Source organism: Microcoleus sp. Pol7_A1, from assembly GCF_036701085.1.
In the GTDB taxonomy this organism is placed as follows: domain Bacteria; phylum Cyanobacteriota; class Cyanobacteriia; order Cyanobacteriales; family Microcoleaceae; genus Microcoleus; species Microcoleus asticus.
This window is the reverse complement of sequence record NZ_JAUBQD010000016.1, coordinates 96,950-114,502: the sequence shown is the minus strand read 5'-3', so window position 1 is coordinate 114,502 and position 17,553 is coordinate 96,950. Positions and strand designations below refer to the sequence as shown.

The following is a 17,553-nucleotide window of genomic DNA, read 5'->3' as shown; positions in this document are numbered from 1 at the left end:
TGCTTACTTAAATGGCTTAATTGGTAAGCGAAGAAATGTTTGAGTATAAATACTCATCGCAAAAGTGACACGCTCCCAAGAATCTCTCCTAAAATCCTCGACTCCTCGATTAAAGCAAGACGGAGTTAATGACTTTGCCAAATCTAATTATCGGGAAGCATTTAATTACTTTAAAAGGTCGTGGCATGAAGAAGAACGCAAAGATCCAGAAACTTTAATTTACATGAATAATGCCTTATTAAAGGCTAAAAAAGCAGATTATTACACCATTGCCATAATCGTTCCCGTTCGCACAAACGAACAAGGTAGAGCCGAACTCGACTTGCCTAAAGAAATCTTGCGGGGGGTTGCTCAAGCGCAAACGGAAGTTAATTTAAAATTATTCAATTCAGAGATCGATCGCAACCTAAACGGTTTAGACTTTCAAGAAAATCAAGCTATTAAAGGAAAAGGTTTACAAGTCATAATTGCTGACGATGCCAATCTAAAAGATGAGTCGATCGCCCGCGCTAATTCCCTAGTCAAACTGGGCGGTGTTTTGGGCGCGGTCGGTCACTACACTAACGCAATGACAGCCCATACAGTCGATATTTACAACCAAAATCATTTAGTATTAATTTCCCCCGGCAGTACGACGGAAGCAGCCACAGAAAAACCCCGAAAATTTTTCTTTAGGACTGTGCCTCGGACTAAAGTTAGTGTTGAAGTATTCGTGAAATATCTGATTGAAAAAAAAGGTCAAACCACAGCAGCGGGTTTCTACAGCACCAGCAGCGAATCCACTTCCTCTTTTTGGGAAGAATTCAGAAAACAGTTTAGAGAACGGGGAGGAAATATTGCAAAAATCACCGAATTCGATCTGTCAAAAAGCGATTTTAATGTTAAAAAAGCCATACAAGAAGTCAGGCAAACAGAGAAAACAACGATCGTTTTAAGTCCGAGTCACGGCCAGATCGCCATCAAGAATGCGATGGCACTTTTCCAAGCCAATCTAGACCGCAATTGGGTAGTCGGAACCGGGGGAATATACAGTCAAAACACCTTAGAAGCTGCTGCTAAGTTACCGTCTTTTGAGAAAATGGCGGTCGCAGTTTCTTGGCATCATTTAAACTCTCCCGACCGCAAATTCCTTGAGGATACTCGCAAGCTTTGGGAAGGAAATGTCAGTCACCGAACTGCATTAACCTACGATGCGACTAAGACGCTGATTCAAGCCATAGAAGAGCAGCAGCAACCCAGCCGCGAAGGGATGCAAAAAACTATTGCCAATCCAGATTTTAGCGTCACCGGAGCCACCGGAACAATTCAGTTTGACAAAACGGGCTCGCGCAAAAATTTTAGTCCGATATTAGTGCATATTGTCAAGTGTTCTCAGGAGCAGTTTGGCGTGACTTTTGTGCCGATAGAATTTCCGACAGCAGCGGCGGGTTTAAACTGCGATTGATCGTACTACTTCTACTTGGGAGGCCGGGGGAGGCGAAAACTCAGGGGACTGAGGATTTGATTGAGAGTTCGCAGTTGTTCAGCGGTGCCCAAACAAATCAGCATATCTCCTCCTTCGATCGCAGTTTCTCCAGTAGGCCCCACAATCAAAGTCCCGCCAGCGCGCCGCACCGCTAAAACCAAGGCCCCCGATTGCGATCGCAACTTGGCATTTCTCAAACTTTGCCCGACGTAGACACAAGTATTGGGATCGATCAAAAATTCCTCCATGTAAAAAGAACTATCGGTGCCCGTCAAAACAACATCTAAAAAATCCATAACTTGAGGCCGCAAAGCCGCCGCCGCCATCCGCTTTCCGCCGCTAATGTAGGGGGATACGACGGCATCGGCGCCACCCCGCTGCAACTTCTTTACGGCTTCTTCTGTGGTGGCGCGGGCGATCGCCCGCACCTTGAGATTCAGAGTTTTCGCCGACATGACAGTGTATAAATTCTCGGCATCCGAAGGCAAAGCTGCTACTATGCAAATTGCGCGATCGATCCCCACACTCAGCAAAATTTCGTCCAGAGTCGCGTCTCCTTGGACAGCCGTGTATCCCAGCGCCAAAGCTGCCTCAACCGACTGCACCGCCGAATCTATCACCACAAAAGGAATATTTTCTGCCTGAAATTCCAAGGCAATCTGACGCCCAATGCGCCCAAAACCGCAGAGAATGTAATGCCCGATCAAAGAATCTACCAATCGTCGCTGCTGCCTAATTCTTGCTCCTTCTTGAAAATATCCTTCAATCAGCGCTTCTGTAAAGCGGTTGACGATGAAACCAATCACAATCACGCCCATCAAAATCAGGCATATGGTAAACATTCGCCCGCGTTTCCCGAGGGGCTGAAGTTCACCGTAGCCCACAGTTGCTAGAGTAAATACTGTCATGTAAGCGGCATCCAGCAAAGACCATTTTTCCACCTGCCAATACCAGAGAGTACCCGTGCAGAAAATGCCGCCCAGGGCGATGACTCCGCCCGTTAAGTCTTTTTGCAGGCGCTGGTACTTTTGCTCTAGAGTTGAATACACCGATCGGGCTGACCTATTACCTATTAGCTGCTACCAATTGTAACCATATCAGCCCTAGACGCAGGGGCGGTCAATCGATTTTAGATTTTAGATTTTAGATTTTAGAGGCGACCCCACGGATAAATGCGGGGGCTTGAGGATTTTAGATTTGAGATTTTGGATTGATTCCACGAATAAATCACGTGGCGGGTACCATCAAGAAATTCTTGGTCAAAAAGCCAGTTTCTGCCTAGATACTTTGCTGCCAAACTCAAGATTTTGACTCTTAACCCGGTTTTTTTTGCGTGAGTTCCGACTGAGTTCCAATCCCGTCGCAGAGGTGGCGATTGCTGGGATTGGCGATCGGATTTGTCTGAAAATAATTGCGGGCGACATTGCAGCCCTGCACCAGCAAATCGTCAAGATTAAGATTCCACAGCATCACCGTACCGTCAGCACTAGCACTTGCGATCGCCTTGCCGTCTGGACTAAAACTCGCACTCCAAACAGCATCCTTGTTACCTTTTAAAGTTTTGAGCAATGTACCGTCAATATTCCACAGCCTTACCATTTTGTCTGTACTTGCAGATAGCAACATTTGGCTGTCGGGACTAAAACTGATATTTGTCAATCCACTTGTATGCTTTAAAATACTTAGCGGTGTGCCGTCTTTGCTCCAAATTCTCGCAGTTCCCCCAGCACTTGCCGCCGCCAGCATTGCTCCGTCTGGACTGAAAGTTACACTCATAATTTTATCACTTTCAATCTGTAAAGTTCGGAACAATTTGATATCGGTGCTTGCTTCAATTGACTCCTGTTTTTGCAACTTTTCCTTAATCTTGCTCAAACTCCAAAGTTTAACAGTGCCATCAGTGCCAGCCGCAGCAATTATCTGACCGTCTGGGCTAAAACTCATGCTGGTTATCCAACCTCGCTCTACTTTAAAAGTTGATAAATTTTCACCGTTGATTTTCCATAGTTTCACAGTTCCATCGACACTGGCTGAAGCAATAATATTACCATCTAGACTAAAAGAGACACTTGTTACTTGACCGCTGTGTCCTTTTAAATTATGAATTAATTTGCCATTTTTTTGCCAAATTTTGAGAGTTTTGTCGTCGCTGGCTGAGACAATGAGCTGACCGCTAGGATTGAAGATGGCATTTCTAATTTTATCAGTATGGCCAGCTAATGTTGCTTGCAAAGTTCCCTTAGTTTGCCAAAGTTTGATATAATTATCATCGGTAGCCGTCACAATTGTTTGACTGTCGGGACTGAAACTCGCGAAAGCAAGGGTACTGGCTTGACTCTGCAAGCTGCAGCGTTCCCGAAAGCTGTAAACTGCCTGTTCGAGGGCGATCGCCACTCGCATCTGAATATCTGAACTCACTCCGAGCGATCCTTTCATTTCTGTAACAGCTCTAATGCTTTCTAGCAAAGCTTCCTCTTTTTTATCCGCAGCCAAGAGCGTTTCTGATAGCAAACTGAGAGTGAGAATTTTGTTGTTTCTTTCTTCGATTGACGGTTTAACCCAAAATGCTGCTATCAGAATTAATATTAGTATTGTTGCTGCTCCTGTAACTGTTTGCACTCTCAGTTGTTGCTCGCGCCAAAGTTTAATTGCAATCACTTTTTTCTGCTTTTGTGCTTCGCTTAGTTCCTCTAGTATTTTTTTTTCGCGACGCAGTTGTTCTATTTCAGCTTGATGCTGTTTTTCTTGACAGCGGAACTTAGCAAATTCCGCTTCTTGACTCGCATTTAAAAATTGATAATCTTGGGTACTCAAGCTTTTATTTGCAGCCCATTTTCGCGCATCTTCGAGTGCTTGACCGCGCAACAAGCGAGATTCGTCTTGACAACTTGTAGCTATCCATGCTGTTAGGGATTCAGCATAGGGGCGCAAGTCGCCGAGTGCTTTTTCTATCCAGTTGTGGCTGAATATAGCTGCGTAAATGCGGTTGGATACGGTTAATTTTCCGGCTCGTTTTACTACTAATCCGCTCAACCGCAATTCAGTTTGTTCGGGAGTATCATCCGCCCAGATTCCCGACCCCCCCCTTAATAAGGGTAATTCTGGCATTTCATCCCCCGTTTTTAAGGGTGGTTGGGGGGGTTCAAAGGGTTGCAATATTTTTTGATATAATCCTAATAACCTGCTGGCGCGGTGCTGACTTCTGAGAAGGCGATCGCGAATTGTTTTTATGTGTACAGGTTCATCGGATGATTCCCAATTATCAATAATATGAGATTGCACTATCTTGCTAATTAATAATTTATTAGTAGTAAAGTTTTCAGTTTTGATTTCATCGGTTGAGTCTGATATAAGAGAAGCCGAAGCTAAGCTTTTTAGATTGTGCAGAATCAGCTTGCAAAGCTTTTGAGTCAGAAATGGCTGCCCTCCAGTCCAGTCCAAAATCTCTTTTAAAACCTCTTGAGGATTGTCTACTTTTCCCTCAAACCCTTTTGCTAAAGGCAGAGCTTCCTGTAATTTAAAACCGTGCAATTCAATAGCTAAACCGATATTAAAGGGCGTGCGAGTTGCATCGCTAATTAAATCCGACGGCGTAGCTACTCCCAGCAAAGCAAATGTAATGCGCTGGTATTCTGAATTGTGAGCGCGTTTATTGTAACAACATCTAATTAATGCAAAGAAATCGTCTAGCGGTTCTTGAAAACTCAGAACGCTATCAATTTCATCAATAAAAATGACCAGGTTTTGAGAAATTTTGACCAGCAGCAATTCTTCAATTAACTCTCCTAAGCGCTGCACTGGCGACATCAACTCTCTCTCCCGCCACCAAGTCATAAACTCGACTGGGTTAAACAGGTTGAAACTGCACAAAAGTTTGTAAGCGACGCCACCGTACCACTTATCCAGAGAGACTTGCTGGTTGCCAATGTCCGAAAGGTCGATCGTAGCACAGGCAATACCATCAGCCGAGAGTTTTTGTACAGTTCGCACCAGCAAACTGGATTTGCCCATTTGTCGGGAATTGAGCACGTAACAAAACTCTCCGGCTTTTAGGGCTTGATAAAGTTCTGAGTCAGCTTGTCGCACTACATAAGTAGGTGCATTTTGCGGGAGACTGCCGCCGATTTGATATTGGTAATCGACTGTCATTATCTAGCCTCTAGTTAGATTAGTTTTTCAGTTCTATGGTGCCTGTAGCACAAGCAATTTTACCATTTTGATTGGTGGGTTGTGGTGGTTTAATTGTACCAGCAGAATTAGCTATGCACAATATAGATGTGGTTGTTATTTTATTTTTAGAAGCATTTGACTCAACTTTTGTAGCAGGAATTACAAACACACCACCGACAAAGCTTCTAAGGTCTTTTTGCTTTGAGACTCCATAATTAAATGTTGCTGTTTTTGTGGTCAGTAGTGAATATTGGTAAGTTTTTGTCTCGGTTTTAATGCCAATTCCTAACGCTTTAACAGAGTTTCTAAAAAGACTTTTTTCTGCAAAATAGGCTTGCTGACATTGGTTTATTGAGCTAACAGACTCGTAGGCTCCCAATTGCTTTACGTCCCTAACCCTAATCAGAAATAATCGCACAGGGAACGAAACAATTACTCCAAGCCCGATTAAAACCAATAAGCGTCCCCAACCATTGAATGAAATTCTAGCTGATTTAGAATTTTGTTGACTCATAGTTTTGTATCCTCTCTGTTTGTTGTAAAGACTTTAGTCAGGTAAATCTCAATTGAAGGTCGATTTGATATTAGTAATCGACTGTAATTATCTTGCTTTTAGTGAGATTTTTTGGTCACTTCTATTGTGCCTGTACCGCACACAAGCTTGCCATTTTGATAAGTTGGTTCTGCTGGTTTAATTGTACCGGGAGAATCAGCTTCGCACAATATAGATGTGGTCGTTATTTTATTTTTAGAAGCATTTGAGTTAACTTGGGTAGCAGGAATTACAAAGACACCACCGACATAGCTTGTAAGGTCTTTTTGCTTTGAGACTCCATAATTAAATGTTGCTGTTTTTGTGGTTAGAATGGAATAATTGTAATTTTTTGTCTCGATTTTAATGCCAATTCCTAAAGCCTTAACATAAGTGCTAAAAACACTTTTTTTAGCAAAATAGGCTTGCTGACCTTTGTTCAATGAGCTAATATATTCTCTGGCTTCCCATTGCTTGTTTTTCCTAAGTTTAACCATAAATGATGGTCGACAGATTAAAAAAACTATTCCAAAGAAGATTAAAATCCATAAGCATTCACGAGTATTAGATGCAATGCTAGCTGATTTAGAATTTTGTTGACTCATGGTATTGTATCCTCTCTGTTTGTAGTAAAGACTTTGGTTCTTGAAAACTCCATTAAATTCGGCGAGGCCGAGCCTCTGGATCTGCGTTACCAGGAAGAGCCTGGTAACGAGTTAAACGAGGGAATACTAATCCCTAAGCTCGCAGCTTTTGTACTTCTTTCCGGTCAATGGATGTTGGCTGAATAACTTTACTGCCGATCGCAAAATCGCGCAATTCCACTCTCGTAAACTTCACACCCCAAGGATCTGTCGTTGTATCCAACTCCTCCACTAAAGCATTATTGATTTCATTGCGAGCCGTGTAAAGTTCCTCCAGGGATAATGTCGCAATGTGAGTCCGAATTGAAAGAATCAGCATATTTAACATCGCTTCCTTGAGGTTCTGCACCTTGTAGGAAGCTTTTTCTAAGTCAATTATTCGCCAGTAAACAATAAATTCAACGGTAATGGCAAGGCGATCGCGCGTCATGCAGGGTTGCGGTGGCAAGTTTAAAATTTGCTCGCGCAGAGTTTGTTTATAGGCGACTGTTTCGACAAAGGGAATCAGAAATGTCAAACCAGGTTCGAGTTTCTTGCGATCGTACTTTCCGAAAATTTCAACTAAAGCCTCATCTCCTTGACGGACGATTTTAACGCTGCTGGCTAAGGATACTCCGGTGATTGCAAACAACACCATCAAAAAATACTGATACATAGTGAATCTCCTGCTAATTTTAAGCTGTGAACTAAAGATGAATTGAGGTGGCTGCCAAAGTTTAGCCGTTGATGTGAATTAATCTGTCTGGTACAACAATCAGCGTGTTTCCTTCGCGGCGCAAAACGTAAACTTTTTGTCTGGGTGCGATCGCCCCTTGGGAGTCTTCATTGCGGGCTTTCCACGAAGCCCCTTCATAAATAACCATTCCGGTTTCTCCGGGGAAAATTTCGGAGATTGTTGTAGCTTCGGTTGCTTCGGGAATCACAAACTTTTTGCGAACAATGAAAATCGGTCGAATCCAGATGCTCAGCGCCAGGGCTATCCCCATCCAGTAGAAGATTTGCCAGTCAAAATCTTCATACATTATGTTCGCCCAACTAAACTGAAATGCTACCGAACCTCTCCACAAAATAAATGATTCAATTAAAGCCGAAGCTCCCATCATTAGCAGGTAAAATCTGTATTTTTGGGGCTGAGTTTTGATGATTAATAGCTCCATCGCACTAAGCACAACTCCGAGCAGCAACCAGAATAGGGGCGGGGTGAAGGCGAAACCTGGTTGATTAGTGGCTGAGGCCAGCGGCAAAATTAGGATAGAATACACAATGCTTTTACCTCGTTTTGATGGGATTCAACCTTGTTATTTCTAATCTAATCAGGCGGCTATTTGAGTTGGCGACTGAGTTATTTGAAAAATCATCGACTTTTCATCGACTTTTCATCAACTTTAGGGACGGTTGGCATTTATGATGGTTTCAGTGTCTCGATCGTTATAAGCAATGCCACGATCGCTAAGGGTGCGCGAAGAGTGCATTCGCGCAGTTAAATCCTGTCTCCTGAGAAATGGCTTCCCCAGTCAGAAAATCCTGGCTGAGGATTTAGGGATGGCCCAATCTACAGTCAGCCATTTTCTGAATGGCAAACCTGTGGATTATGCCAATTTCATCGAAATTTGTCGCGGATTGGGCCAGGAATGGCGCCATATAGCCGATTTTGAGGCGCAATCAGAGCCAGAGGAGGTACTGCTTGTGAGGGCAAAAGTAGCGATCCTCTTCGAGGGCTTAGCCAACGCCCGATCGACCTCACACAACACCCTTTCCCAGCAGTTACACCAAGCTTTGAGTGCGGCAGGCCACGAAGTCTTTTTTATTAACAACAGCAGCGACTCAGCCTCCTATTTAAAGCGTTGCGATTATTTGCTGTTGCTGATTTCCCAAGAATCGGCCGCTAGCGAAATGGTATTGGAACAAGTGCAGCTAGCCAAGGAATTGCACAATTTTACTGCTCATAAACCAGCGATTTTACCGATTTTAGTTGAATTCAATACACCGCTTTCCTTTGATTTACTCAGCTATTTAGCAGGAGTTCAGCCCTGGCTTTGGCGCGGTGCTGACGACTCATCAAAGTTATTATCAGAAATTTTAAATATCATCAAAGAAGGTCGCACATCGTTAACTGCCGACCATGAATTAGCTGTAGAATGGAACGCAATTAGTAGCACAAAACAGTCAATAATTCAACCCCTGCCAGCCGCGCCGCCAGAATTGCCGGGAGGGCAAGTTGAAATAGCTTCTCGTTTTTATATCGATCGCCCTCCGATCGAATCCCGCTGTTACGAGACGATCGCCCAGCCGGGAGCGCTGATCCGCATAAAAGCACCCAGACAAATGGGCAAAACTTCTTTGATGGCGAGGATTTTGCATCATGCAGAAATGCAAGGTTCTCGCACGGTAGCGCTGAGTTTTCAGCTAGCAAATAGAAGAATATTCGCTAATTCAGATACATTCTTGCAGTGGTTTTGTGCTAGCATCGGTCAAGAGTTGGGAATGCTGGAGCAGTTGCCGAAGTGTTGGGAATTAGCGGATTTGATTGGCAGCAATCAGTGCTGTAAGGCTTATTTTGAACAGTATTTGCTGTCAGAATCCTCAAAACCTCTGACGTTAGGGTTGGATGAGAGCGATCGCCTGTTTGAATCGCCAGAAATTGCCGACGACTTTTTTGGGTTATTGCGAGCTTTACACGAAGAAGCAAAACGGCGAGATATTTGGAAAAAGTTTCGTTTGATTGTGGTGCATTCGACAGAAGTTTATATCCCGCTGGATGTGAACAAATCGCCGTTTAATGTGGGTTTACCGATTGAATTACTGGAGTTTGATTCGCAGCAAGTGCAAGACTTAGCAGCGCGACACGGAATCAATTGGAGCGCTACAGAAGTTGCAGAAATGATGGCGCTAGTGGGAGGACATCCCTATTTAGTGCGGTTGGCGATGTATCGCATTGCCCGTCAAGATGTGACTTTAAATCACTTGCTGAAATCGGCGACAACGGAGGCAGGAATTTACAGCGATCATTTGCGCAGGCATTTGTGGAATTTAGAAAAATATCCAGAATTAATCGAGGCGATGAGAGAGGTTTCGAGTGGGCAAAAGCCAGTCAGATTGAGGCTAGAATTAGCCTTTAAATTAAACAGTATGGGCTTGGTGAAACAGGAGGGCAATTATTGCAGTGCGAGATGCAATTTGTATGACGAGTATTTTCGCGATCGCCTAGGTTGATAGTCATAGGTTGTACCAGTCTCAAGAAGGGGCAAGATGCCCGTTCCACAAGAAAATGGAGTTTCTGTGGAACGGGCATCTTGCCCGTTGCTAAACAGGCGATTGAGAAGGAAGCCTGATATAAGTTAATACCATTTTCCATAAACGTTGTTACCTTTACTCACAAGTTGAAAGGGTATGAGACGGTAGCGGTCAAATCTCTATCAATGGAAGGGTGTATACGGCTGACTGATTCGCTATCTTGAAAGTAATTAGCCAGAATCCTCAGCAATCTGCAACGGTTGGCTGTTTGGGCAGGCAGCACAATAATTAGAGTTAGCATAACTTAATTCCATGCAAAATACGGCAGATTTACTCCCCAAAATAGACTCGCCGAGTCTTCCCAAAAAGCAACCCGCACCCCCAAATTACGAAGCAGCCGATCGGCAATTTGTCAATTTGCTAGAAGTCGAGGATTTAGACAAGACGGTGGCGGCAAAACCGTTACTTGTCAGCGATTTTGAAAGCGCGATCGCCTACGCAATTCAAGCAGCTTACCAACAGGAACCGGGCGATGAGGCCGCTCACCGCTTCTTGCAGCGCGTGCTTTACCGCATCAACCGCCTCAACTTGTTTTGGTACGACGATTTGCGCCGCTACAATAACGAGCGATCGCACTATTTGCGTTCCGTGCGCGATCGCATTGAGGAACCTTGGCAGCAGTGGGAACTGGCGCAAATCGACGTTGCAGCGCTGCAAAAATTGCCGGATGTCAAGCAAGCCCTGCGCGATCGCGCGACCGCCGATGTCGATCCTCCGCTAACCGATCTCGATCGCTACCAGCGGGAACAGATGACTGAAGAGGGATACAAACACCTGCTGGCGATCGCCTCTTTCGACGGTTTAGTGGAAGCCAGCCGCCTTTCTCGCATCCTCGGCGGCGCCGGCAACGAAATTCAGTGCACCCTTACCCGAGTGCTGATCGAAGAATACGGCGGCGGTCGTCTCCCCCGCAAGCACTCGACCTTTTTTGCTCAAATGCTGGCAGAATTCGACATGAGTACGGAACCGGAAGCGTACTTCGATTTAGTGCCTTGGGAAGTGCTCGCAAGCATCAATCACAACTTTCTGCTGACGGAACGCAAGCGCCATTTTCTGCGTTACAACGGCGGACTCACTTATTTTGAGGTGGCGGGGCCCGTCGCTTACCGCAATTATTTAGCCGCCGCCCAGCGTCTGGGTCTCTCGCAGGCTGCGATGGGTTATTGGGAACTGCACATCAAAGAAGATGAGCGTCACGGGCGCTGGATGTTGGATGAAGTGGCGATCCCGCTGGTTGATAGATACCCACAGGAAGCGTGGGAGCTGGTGTTGGGGTACGATCAGGAGAAGTCGATCGGCGATCGGGCTGCGGCTGCTGTAGTGCGATCGATCCAAGCCGCAGAACGGAATTAACAGCTATCTAGGGTGCATCAGTCTTTGATGCACCCTAGATATTGCAGCGTTTTCAATAAGCCTTTTAGGAACAGGCAAGATGCCTGTTCCACAAAGAGTGTATTTCTTCTTGTGGAACAGGCATCTTGCCTGTTGCTGACAATGGTGCAACATCTCAGAGGCACCCTACCAGCGATGTATTTTAAAATGCTGTCATTAACTGAATTAGCTCGATCGACAAATCTCTTTGCGACTTTTCCTGTTTCTTAAACAAAACTCCAGCCAGCAGATAGATATTTTCCGAATAAAAAGCCATGCCCTGTTCTCGCAGACTGGCGATCGCGCTTTTCACCTTGGGTTCCGAACTATAATAGCCAAAAGTTAAAGGTGCAATCTCAAAATTTGCAACCGAGTAGCCTCGATCCAAGGCATAATCTATCAAACCCACAGGATTAGAATAGCTAGAAACCATCAGCAAAACTTCATCGCAGCCCAAAGATAAAAGTTTCTTAGCAATTGTAGAACCATCACTCCCGCCGTGCAACAGCGGCTGGTAAATCTTATCATCCACCGCAGGCAAGTAAGGGGGATTTGAGATTACACAATCGGCCGACTCGTATAAAGGCGAATCAAAAAAAGAGCAATTGTTGACGGTGTATTTTTCGCTCAGTTCATATTCCTTAATTTGAGACTGAGCAATTTTCCAAGCTACATTATTTAGCTCAAATCCCTGTATTGTGCCATCAAAATCAGTTCTCAGCAAAGACTTAATAACAGGACTTCCCTCTCCTGAACCAAACTCTACGATAAGTCGAGAATTGTCGCTGGCATTTAACACTAAAGTTTCCAAGCAGTGCGCGTAAAAATCAGATTCTTCCGGGCAGTGGAATACCTGTTTCAGAGGATGGGATGAAGTGAGCATAAATTCTGTAACAAAGTTGACTATTTTCAAAGTATCGAATAAGTAATATTCCAGCAATCTGTCGCAAGAGCTATTTTCTAAATTTTTATAATCGAACTCTTCCGGTTTTACATTGAAATTAAATAACTCTTACTGCCGATATATCGTCAAATTTACAAAATTAATCCGTTTGGCAGATAGCAATTATCTTAATATCGATTAATCTTAAAAGAGTAGGTAAATGAGCCACTAATTATTAATTTTAATCTTGTCAAACATAACCTTCTTAAATTATTCAGTTTCACCTCTACGACCCAAACAAATTAACGCCGTTTAGGATTGAGAAGGGCTTTGGCACGTTCAGTTTCCCCTTAGCAAATATCTATTTTATTCAAAATTTTATACTTGCCTCGCTCTAGCTTGCCTGCTGTGGATCTTGCTCTTAATACCCATCTTCGGCACAGCACAATTTTTTCCTGTGAGTTGGATGCTGCAAGCAGGTTTGCGGTCAACAATAAGCCTCGTAGGTACAGCAGCAAGGGTAAGCATGACATACTCTTGGATTAAAATAGAACGCCTGACTTGGCTGCTTTACCGTTGGGTAATACTGATGTTATTAGGATTGCGGCTGACCGATTTGACCATTTTTTTGAGTTGGGGAAAAGTGTTGGCGAATCTCTGTCCCCTGTGGTTGGGAATGAGCGGAATCGGCTATTATATTTGGACGGGATGGGCAGTGCGATCGCGCGCGCTTTTAGCTGCAACTTTCTTTCATGTATCTGGCATTTTGCTTGTGCCTTAAACTGGCGGTTGGTATTTCCTATTTACGGAAGCCGTAATAGTATTTAACTTGATCGTTTTAGCGGAATTGCAATGGGATATGCGCCAGCCGATTAACACCCTGCATTAACTTCTGTACGACAGCGATTCCCACAGCTATCAACGTAAAGCATTAACCACAAGTGATGACTGCTTTGCTAATGACTGATGATATCATGCCCGCTAGAATAACGTCACTGCAATTGGTTGGTAGTGAGGACTCTTCGTTCTCATCAAAAATTGAGGAAGGAAGCCCTCACTACACCGCAGATAGGGGTTATGTTAGCGGACACGATATTACTAATGGCTGATAACTAATTGCCACCAGACTGTACAGATTTGCGGGTTTGGTTAGTATCGTCGCCCTTGTGATGCCACGTGCCACCTTCGCCTTGAACATATTCAGATTTTACGCTGTTCCAAGCCACGCGAGTAGCAGCATCTTGGCTCATTCCATCTTCGCTAGCGCTTTTAAAAGCAGCCTGAAAAATATGCTGCGCTCCTTCGGGTAGTTCTTGTGCTTCTGAAGGTAGGGTATCAAATTGTTGTTCTGGCATAATGGTTTCCTATTATCAAACATAAATTCTATCTTATATACTCGAAGCAACTACCTCCTCTCTCTAAAAGCAAGTTTAAAATTGCATTTTTATCAGTCCGAAGGCAGATGTAACATTAACTTTATTGTGAGGTAATAATGCAATTAGATTGCCGTTGCTGGTTCAGCGGGATTTGGCTAATTTCCCTGCTCAAACAGCCATTAATCTGACTTCGGCTTTTTTACTTGCGAATTTAGAAAATACGTCAGCGCAGCGATTACTAAAGCGATACCCGCTCCCAAGGGAAGGATGTTTGTCGCGCCGTTCCATTTAACTACCTCCGAGAGAAACAATACACTCAACACTACTACAATCACGCTAGTGAGTTTGGTTTTTAGGTCGTCGATTGTGTGAATCTCCAGCCAGTGTGGTACTTTGATGCGCTCGTCAATAAACAGCTCGTAAAGTCCGAGTGCAGTAATGTAAAATACTGTGGCGAGGAGAAACAAATCTACAACTTCGATGCAAGACAGAATCAGTTGTTTCGAGTTTTCGCTGGAAACCGCTACTGTAGCTGTGTAGCCGATGGTAATGACGGTTTCCAGGGCACCGTACATCAAAAGCGTCACAGACGCTGCAAAACAACCGAATACAGCGATTAACATTAGATAGCGACTTCTGGCAAGAATTCGATGCAGCATAGTTGATGTCTCGTTGGAAAATGTGTTAGAGAACAAGCGCTCTCTGGCATAGTTTTGGCTTTACTATATCAGAGTTTGCCCGATCGCACTCACAAGCAATTCTGACGAGTGCGCCGCCGCTGGTTAATTTAATGTGGCGCGGGTTCGAGTTGGATACCCCTCAGTTCGCCTGCCTGTTTTACGCAACTCAAAGGCTAGTCAAAAGCTTTGCTGTTGCAGGGTTGTAGGCGGTCTGGGACTATGAGCAGCACATCGGGCTTTTTGAGATAATTTTGTTTCCTGGGAAAGTTTGAGCGGTATTCTGCGAGTGCCCAAATTGCCAGCAGCAAGTTAAGGAAAAATAGCGATCAAAAAAATTTTAAACTAACTCATCTGGCGGAGCGCTAAGCCAAAATTGACGGAGAGAAAATCAAGAATTTCTGCCTCAAAGCACCAGCAGCCGGGGAAAATTTATAGCAAGAGCCGGGCGCTTGTCTGAGAAACCCGCTTGATTGGTATATGTCTCGTTACTCAACCCAAAATTTTTCAGATAAACCCGGTTTATATCCCCCGCGTGCAAGTTTTGATTTAGCTAGTCGGCCGCCCAATCAGATATCATCTACCACCTGAAATAAAACGCCATTTTGCCAAATGTTCCTAAAGATGAATGGCGCACTTGAACGATACGTAATAGCTTATAAACTATTAACGCTGCGGTCTAATGTATCAGGGAAAAATAATCGAGGAAACGGGACTAAATTGGCTCCTTTACCTTCATTATCCCGCAGCACAGGTTAGAAAAGTTGCACGTTACGCTGTCAATTTGACCCTGCGGTTTTGGCATCAGAAGCGATCGCAGGACTCTACACAAAAGCAAGCATTACCATGAAATCTTCTAAGTTGTTGAAAGTTGTTTTAGCAAGCGCTTGTACTTTAGGTTTAGCAACGGTTTCGTTAGCAGTGCCTGCTTCAGCCCAGTCGGGAGGCGGCGGTGCTGGTGGCGGTGCTGGCGGCGGTACTGGAGGCGGTACTGGCACAAGCGGTACTGGCACAAGTGGTACTGGCACAAGCGGTACCACCGGTACGACTGGCACAAGCGGTACAACCGGTACGACTGGCACGGGTACAACCGGTACGGGTACGACTGGCACCGGTACGACTGGCACGGGTACAACCGGTACAACGGGCACGGGTACAAGCGGTACAAGCGGTTTGAGTGGCACGGACACAACGGGTACAACGGGTACAACGGTTACAACGGGTACAACGGGTACAACGGGTACAACGGGTACAAGCGGTACAAGCGGTACGACTGGCACGGGTACAAGCGGTACAAGCGGTACGACTGGTACGGGTACAAGCGGTACAAGCGGTACGACTGGTACGGGTACAAGCGGTACAAGCGGTACGACTGGCACGGGTACGACTGGCACGGATACAACGGGTACAACGGGTACAACGGGTACGACTGGCACGGATACAACGGGTACGACTGGCACGGGTACAAGCGGTACAACCGGTACGACAGGTACGGGTACAACTGGCACTGGTACAACCGGTACGACAGGTACGGACACAACGGGTACAACCGGTACGAGTGGCACTGGTACAACCGGTACGACAGGTACGGACACAACGGGTACAACCGGTACGAGTGGCACGGGTACAAGCGGTACAACCGGTACGGACACAACGGGTACAACCGGTACAACCGGTACAAGCGGTACAACAGGTACGACAGGTACGGGTACAAGCGGTACAACAGGTACAGACACAACGGGTACAACTGGTACAACCGGTACAGACACAACGGGTACAACCGGTACGAGTGGCACTGGTACAACGGGTACAACGGGTACAACCGGTACTACATCGACGCCGGCTGATACTAATTCTGGAGTTTTGAGTGCTCGGCGCGATAGCCCCAACAATTTGGGGTGGCTGGGAGCCTTGGGCGCGTTTGGTTTGATCAACTTGTTTCGGAAAGGCAGTACACCGTCCCAGCGCTAGTTTCGGGCGATTCCCTACCGGATAGCTTTGCTTTACGTAATTTTGAAAACTTAGAGGCTTAGAAATTCATGACTTCACTTAATCGCAAAAGTTTGTTCAAAAAATTGGTTACTGTTGCCGGAATTGCCGGCGTTAGTTCCTTGATAGCTGTGCCCGGATTCGCAGAATTAAACCGCCAGACTCACGGCTTGAGCCAGTCGGGCGATCGAGTTTTCGATCTTGCTCAAAACGATTCCAACAATCTTAATCCTCCTGACTCTCCTGTTAGCGATCCCAACAACAATAACAGTCCCGGCGGTGGTTCTCCCAACAGTCCAAATACCCCCAGCAACAACAATCCCGGCCGTTCTCCCAACAGTCCAAATACCCCCAGCAACAACAGTCCCGACGGTAGTTCTCCCAACGGCCCAAATACCCCCAGCAACAACAATCCCGGCCGTTCTCCCAACAGTCCAAGAGGTGGCGAAACTTCGCCTAATTCTCTCAGCAGCAGAGACAGAACATTTGTTATGCAAGCAGCTCAAACTGGTATGCTGGAAGTGCAGCTCGGCAGATTGGCAGTGCAGCGCGGTTCTAGTGCTGGTGTGAAACAGTACGGCCAAGAAATGGTTGATGAACACACGCAGGCAAATCAAGAACTGATGCAGTTAGCAATGCAAAAAGGCGTAGAACTGCCAACCGAAATGAGCAGCCAGAACAAAGCTTTGACCGATCGATTTTCGGGACTCTCCGGTAGAAGTTTTGACACTGCTTACAAGCAAGCGATGATCGACAGCCACAATCAGGCTATTGCTCTGTTTCAGGCTCAATCTCAACAGGGACAAGATCCCGACTTGAAGGCTTGGGCTACCCAGAAGTTGCCGAACCTTCAGGCGCACTTGCAAATGGTTAACCAAATGTTGGCAGATACCAGCCAGCCATAATATGAAGTAGAAGAGGTAGAGTCCGATCGCCTAAAACGCGATCGGACTCTACCTTTTGTGTTCCGAGAGGGAAGAGCAATAAATTCTTTTAAACCCTATAATTTTTGAGAACAATGGAAGATTTTCTCCGCAGCTTGTTGGGCAACAATATTACAGCAACCTGGCTGTTATTAATCGTAGGGTTTTGCTGGATTGCTTACATACCCGGTCGCCTGAGAAATTAAAAATTATCAATTAAAACTTTAAA

At 45.3% G+C, this 17,553-nt stretch carries 16 protein-coding genes; 7 read left to right on the top strand and 9 right to left on the bottom strand.

All coding sequences use genetic code 11. From position 1 onward, the window contains the following. Positions 1-64: 64 nt before the first annotated feature. Positions 65-1,444 (top strand): ABC transporter substrate-binding protein, encoded by a 1,380-nt coding sequence (locus QUA20_RS12225; RefSeq protein ID WP_333189094.1) that lies wholly within the window; start codon positions 65-67, stop codon positions 1,442-1,444. A gap of 11 nt (positions 1,445-1,455) precedes the next feature. On the opposite strand, the gene QUA20_RS12220 is transcribed toward QUA20_RS12225, so the two are convergent. From QUA20_RS12220 to QUA20_RS12195, 6 genes are all read right to left on the bottom strand, one after another. Beyond that, positions 1,456-2,514, bottom strand: a complete 1,059-nt coding sequence (locus tag QUA20_RS12220) for a potassium channel protein (protein WP_333189093.1) — start codon at positions 2,512-2,514, stop codon at positions 1,456-1,458. A gap of 265 nt (positions 2,515-2,779) precedes the next feature. Further along, positions 2,780-5,614: an AAA-like domain-containing protein gene (locus QUA20_RS12215; protein WP_333189092.1), complete on the bottom strand. Its 2,835-nt coding sequence runs from the start codon at positions 5,612-5,614 to the stop codon at positions 2,780-2,782. Positions 5,615-5,633: 19 nt separating this feature from the next. Further along, positions 5,634-6,149 carry a type IV pilin-like G/H family protein gene (locus tag QUA20_RS12210; RefSeq protein ID WP_333189091.1) on the bottom strand — a complete coding sequence of 172 codons (516 nt, stop codon included), beginning with the start codon at positions 6,147-6,149 and terminating at the stop codon, positions 5,634-5,636. A gap of 98 nt (positions 6,150-6,247) precedes the next feature. Further along, positions 6,248-6,772, bottom strand: coding sequence for a type IV pilin-like G/H family protein (locus QUA20_RS12205; protein WP_333189090.1), 525 nt, complete (start codon positions 6,770-6,772; stop codon positions 6,248-6,250). A gap of 133 nt (positions 6,773-6,905) precedes the next feature. Then, a complete protein-coding gene (locus QUA20_RS12200; protein ID WP_333189089.1) occupies positions 6,906-7,466 on the bottom strand; it encodes an SPFH domain-containing protein in 561 nt (186 codons plus the stop codon). 61 nt (positions 7,467-7,527) lie between these two features. After that, the gene (locus QUA20_RS12195; RefSeq protein WP_333189088.1) at positions 7,528-8,073 is read right to left on the bottom strand and encodes an NfeD family protein; all 546 of its coding nucleotides are present in this window, start codon (positions 8,071-8,073) and stop codon (positions 7,528-7,530) included. 175 nt (positions 8,074-8,248) lie between these two features. On the opposite strand from QUA20_RS12195, the gene QUA20_RS12190 reads away from it, so the two are divergent. Beyond that, on the top strand, positions 8,249-10,024 hold the full coding sequence (locus QUA20_RS12190) for an AAA-like domain-containing protein (RefSeq protein ID WP_333189087.1): 1,776 nt from the start codon (positions 8,249-8,251) through the stop codon (positions 10,022-10,024). A 333-nt stretch (positions 10,025-10,357) separates the two neighbouring features. Further along, on the top strand, positions 10,358-11,458 hold the full coding sequence (locus QUA20_RS12185; RefSeq protein WP_333189086.1) for an iron-containing redox enzyme family protein: 1,101 nt from the start codon (positions 10,358-10,360) through the stop codon (positions 11,456-11,458). A gap of 181 nt (positions 11,459-11,639) precedes the next feature. Here QUA20_RS12185 and QUA20_RS12180 read toward each other — a convergent pair whose 3' ends face one another. After that, positions 11,640-12,359: an SAM-dependent methyltransferase gene (locus QUA20_RS12180; protein WP_333189085.1), complete on the bottom strand. Its 720-nt coding sequence runs from the start codon at positions 12,357-12,359 to the stop codon at positions 11,640-11,642. A gap of 526 nt (positions 12,360-12,885) precedes the next feature. Between QUA20_RS12180 and QUA20_RS12175 the strand changes: the two genes are divergently transcribed. Next, positions 12,886-13,140 (top strand): hypothetical protein, encoded by a 255-nt coding sequence (locus QUA20_RS12175; RefSeq protein ID WP_333189084.1) that lies wholly within the window; start codon positions 12,886-12,888, stop codon positions 13,138-13,140. A gap of 163 nt (positions 13,141-13,303) precedes the next feature. Beyond that, positions 13,304-13,468: a hypothetical protein gene (locus tag QUA20_RS12170; protein WP_172185983.1), complete on the top strand. Its 165-nt coding sequence runs from the start codon at positions 13,304-13,306 to the stop codon at positions 13,466-13,468. A gap of 3 nt (positions 13,469-13,471) precedes the next feature. Here QUA20_RS12170 and QUA20_RS12165 read toward each other — a convergent pair whose 3' ends face one another. Next, positions 13,472-13,714 carry a ChaB family protein gene (locus QUA20_RS12165; RefSeq protein WP_333189083.1) on the bottom strand — a complete coding sequence of 81 codons (243 nt, stop codon included), beginning with the start codon at positions 13,712-13,714 and terminating at the stop codon, positions 13,472-13,474. A 200-nt stretch (positions 13,715-13,914) separates the two neighbouring features. After that, positions 13,915-14,394 carry a YqhA family protein gene (locus QUA20_RS12160; RefSeq protein ID WP_172185981.1) on the bottom strand — a complete coding sequence of 160 codons (480 nt, stop codon included), beginning with the start codon at positions 14,392-14,394 and terminating at the stop codon, positions 13,915-13,917. 864 nt (positions 14,395-15,258) lie between these two features. Between QUA20_RS12160 and QUA20_RS12155 the strand changes: the two genes are divergently transcribed. Beyond that, on the top strand, positions 15,259-16,383 hold the full coding sequence (locus QUA20_RS12155) for a hypothetical protein (RefSeq protein WP_333189082.1): 1,125 nt from the start codon (positions 15,259-15,261) through the stop codon (positions 16,381-16,383). A 68-nt stretch (positions 16,384-16,451) separates the two neighbouring features. Next, positions 16,452-17,306, top strand: coding sequence for a DUF4142 domain-containing protein (locus QUA20_RS12150; RefSeq protein ID WP_333189081.1), 855 nt, complete (start codon positions 16,452-16,454; stop codon positions 17,304-17,306). The last annotated feature ends 247 nt before the right edge of the window (positions 17,307-17,553 follow it).

What these genes read in the sequence shown, in the direction of transcription:
- QUA20_RS12215 (WP_333189092.1), bottom strand. Translation starts at nt 5,614, where the DNA reads ATGACAGTCGATTACCAATATCAAATCGGCGGCAGTCTCCCGCAAAAT.
- QUA20_RS12210 (WP_333189091.1), bottom strand. Translation starts at nt 6,149, where the DNA reads ATGAGTCAACAAAATTCTAAATCAGCTAGAATTTCATTCAATGGTTGG.
- QUA20_RS12205 (WP_333189090.1), bottom strand. Translation starts at nt 6,772, where the DNA reads ATGAGTCAACAAAATTCTAAATCAGCTAGCATTGCATCTAATACTCGT.
- QUA20_RS12200 (WP_333189089.1), bottom strand. Translation starts at nt 7,466, where the DNA reads ATGTATCAGTATTTTTTGATGGTGTTGTTTGCAATCACCGGAGTATCC.
- QUA20_RS12190 (WP_333189087.1), top strand. Translation starts at nt 8,249, where the DNA reads ATGCCACGATCGCTAAGGGTGCGCGAAGAGTGCATTCGCGCAGTTAAA.
- QUA20_RS12185 (WP_333189086.1), top strand. Translation starts at nt 10,358, where the DNA reads ATGCAAAATACGGCAGATTTACTCCCCAAAATAGACTCGCCGAGTCTT.
- QUA20_RS12180 (WP_333189085.1), bottom strand. Translation starts at nt 12,359, where the DNA reads ATGCTCACTTCATCCCATCCTCTGAAACAGGTATTCCACTGCCCGGAA.
- QUA20_RS12175 (WP_333189084.1), top strand. Translation starts at nt 12,886, where the DNA reads ATGACATACTCTTGGATTAAAATAGAACGCCTGACTTGGCTGCTTTAC.
- QUA20_RS12170 (WP_172185983.1), top strand. Translation starts at nt 13,304, where the DNA reads ATGACTGCTTTGCTAATGACTGATGATATCATGCCCGCTAGAATAACG.
- QUA20_RS12165 (WP_333189083.1), bottom strand. Translation starts at nt 13,714, where the DNA reads ATGCCAGAACAACAATTTGATACCCTACCTTCAGAAGCACAAGAACTA.
- QUA20_RS12160 (WP_172185981.1), bottom strand. Translation starts at nt 14,394, where the DNA reads ATGCTGCATCGAATTCTTGCCAGAAGTCGCTATCTAATGTTAATCGCT.
- QUA20_RS12155 (WP_333189082.1), top strand. Translation starts at nt 15,259, where the DNA reads ATGAAATCTTCTAAGTTGTTGAAAGTTGTTTTAGCAAGCGCTTGTACT.
- QUA20_RS12150 (WP_333189081.1), top strand. Translation starts at nt 16,452, where the DNA reads ATGACTTCACTTAATCGCAAAAGTTTGTTCAAAAAATTGGTTACTGTT.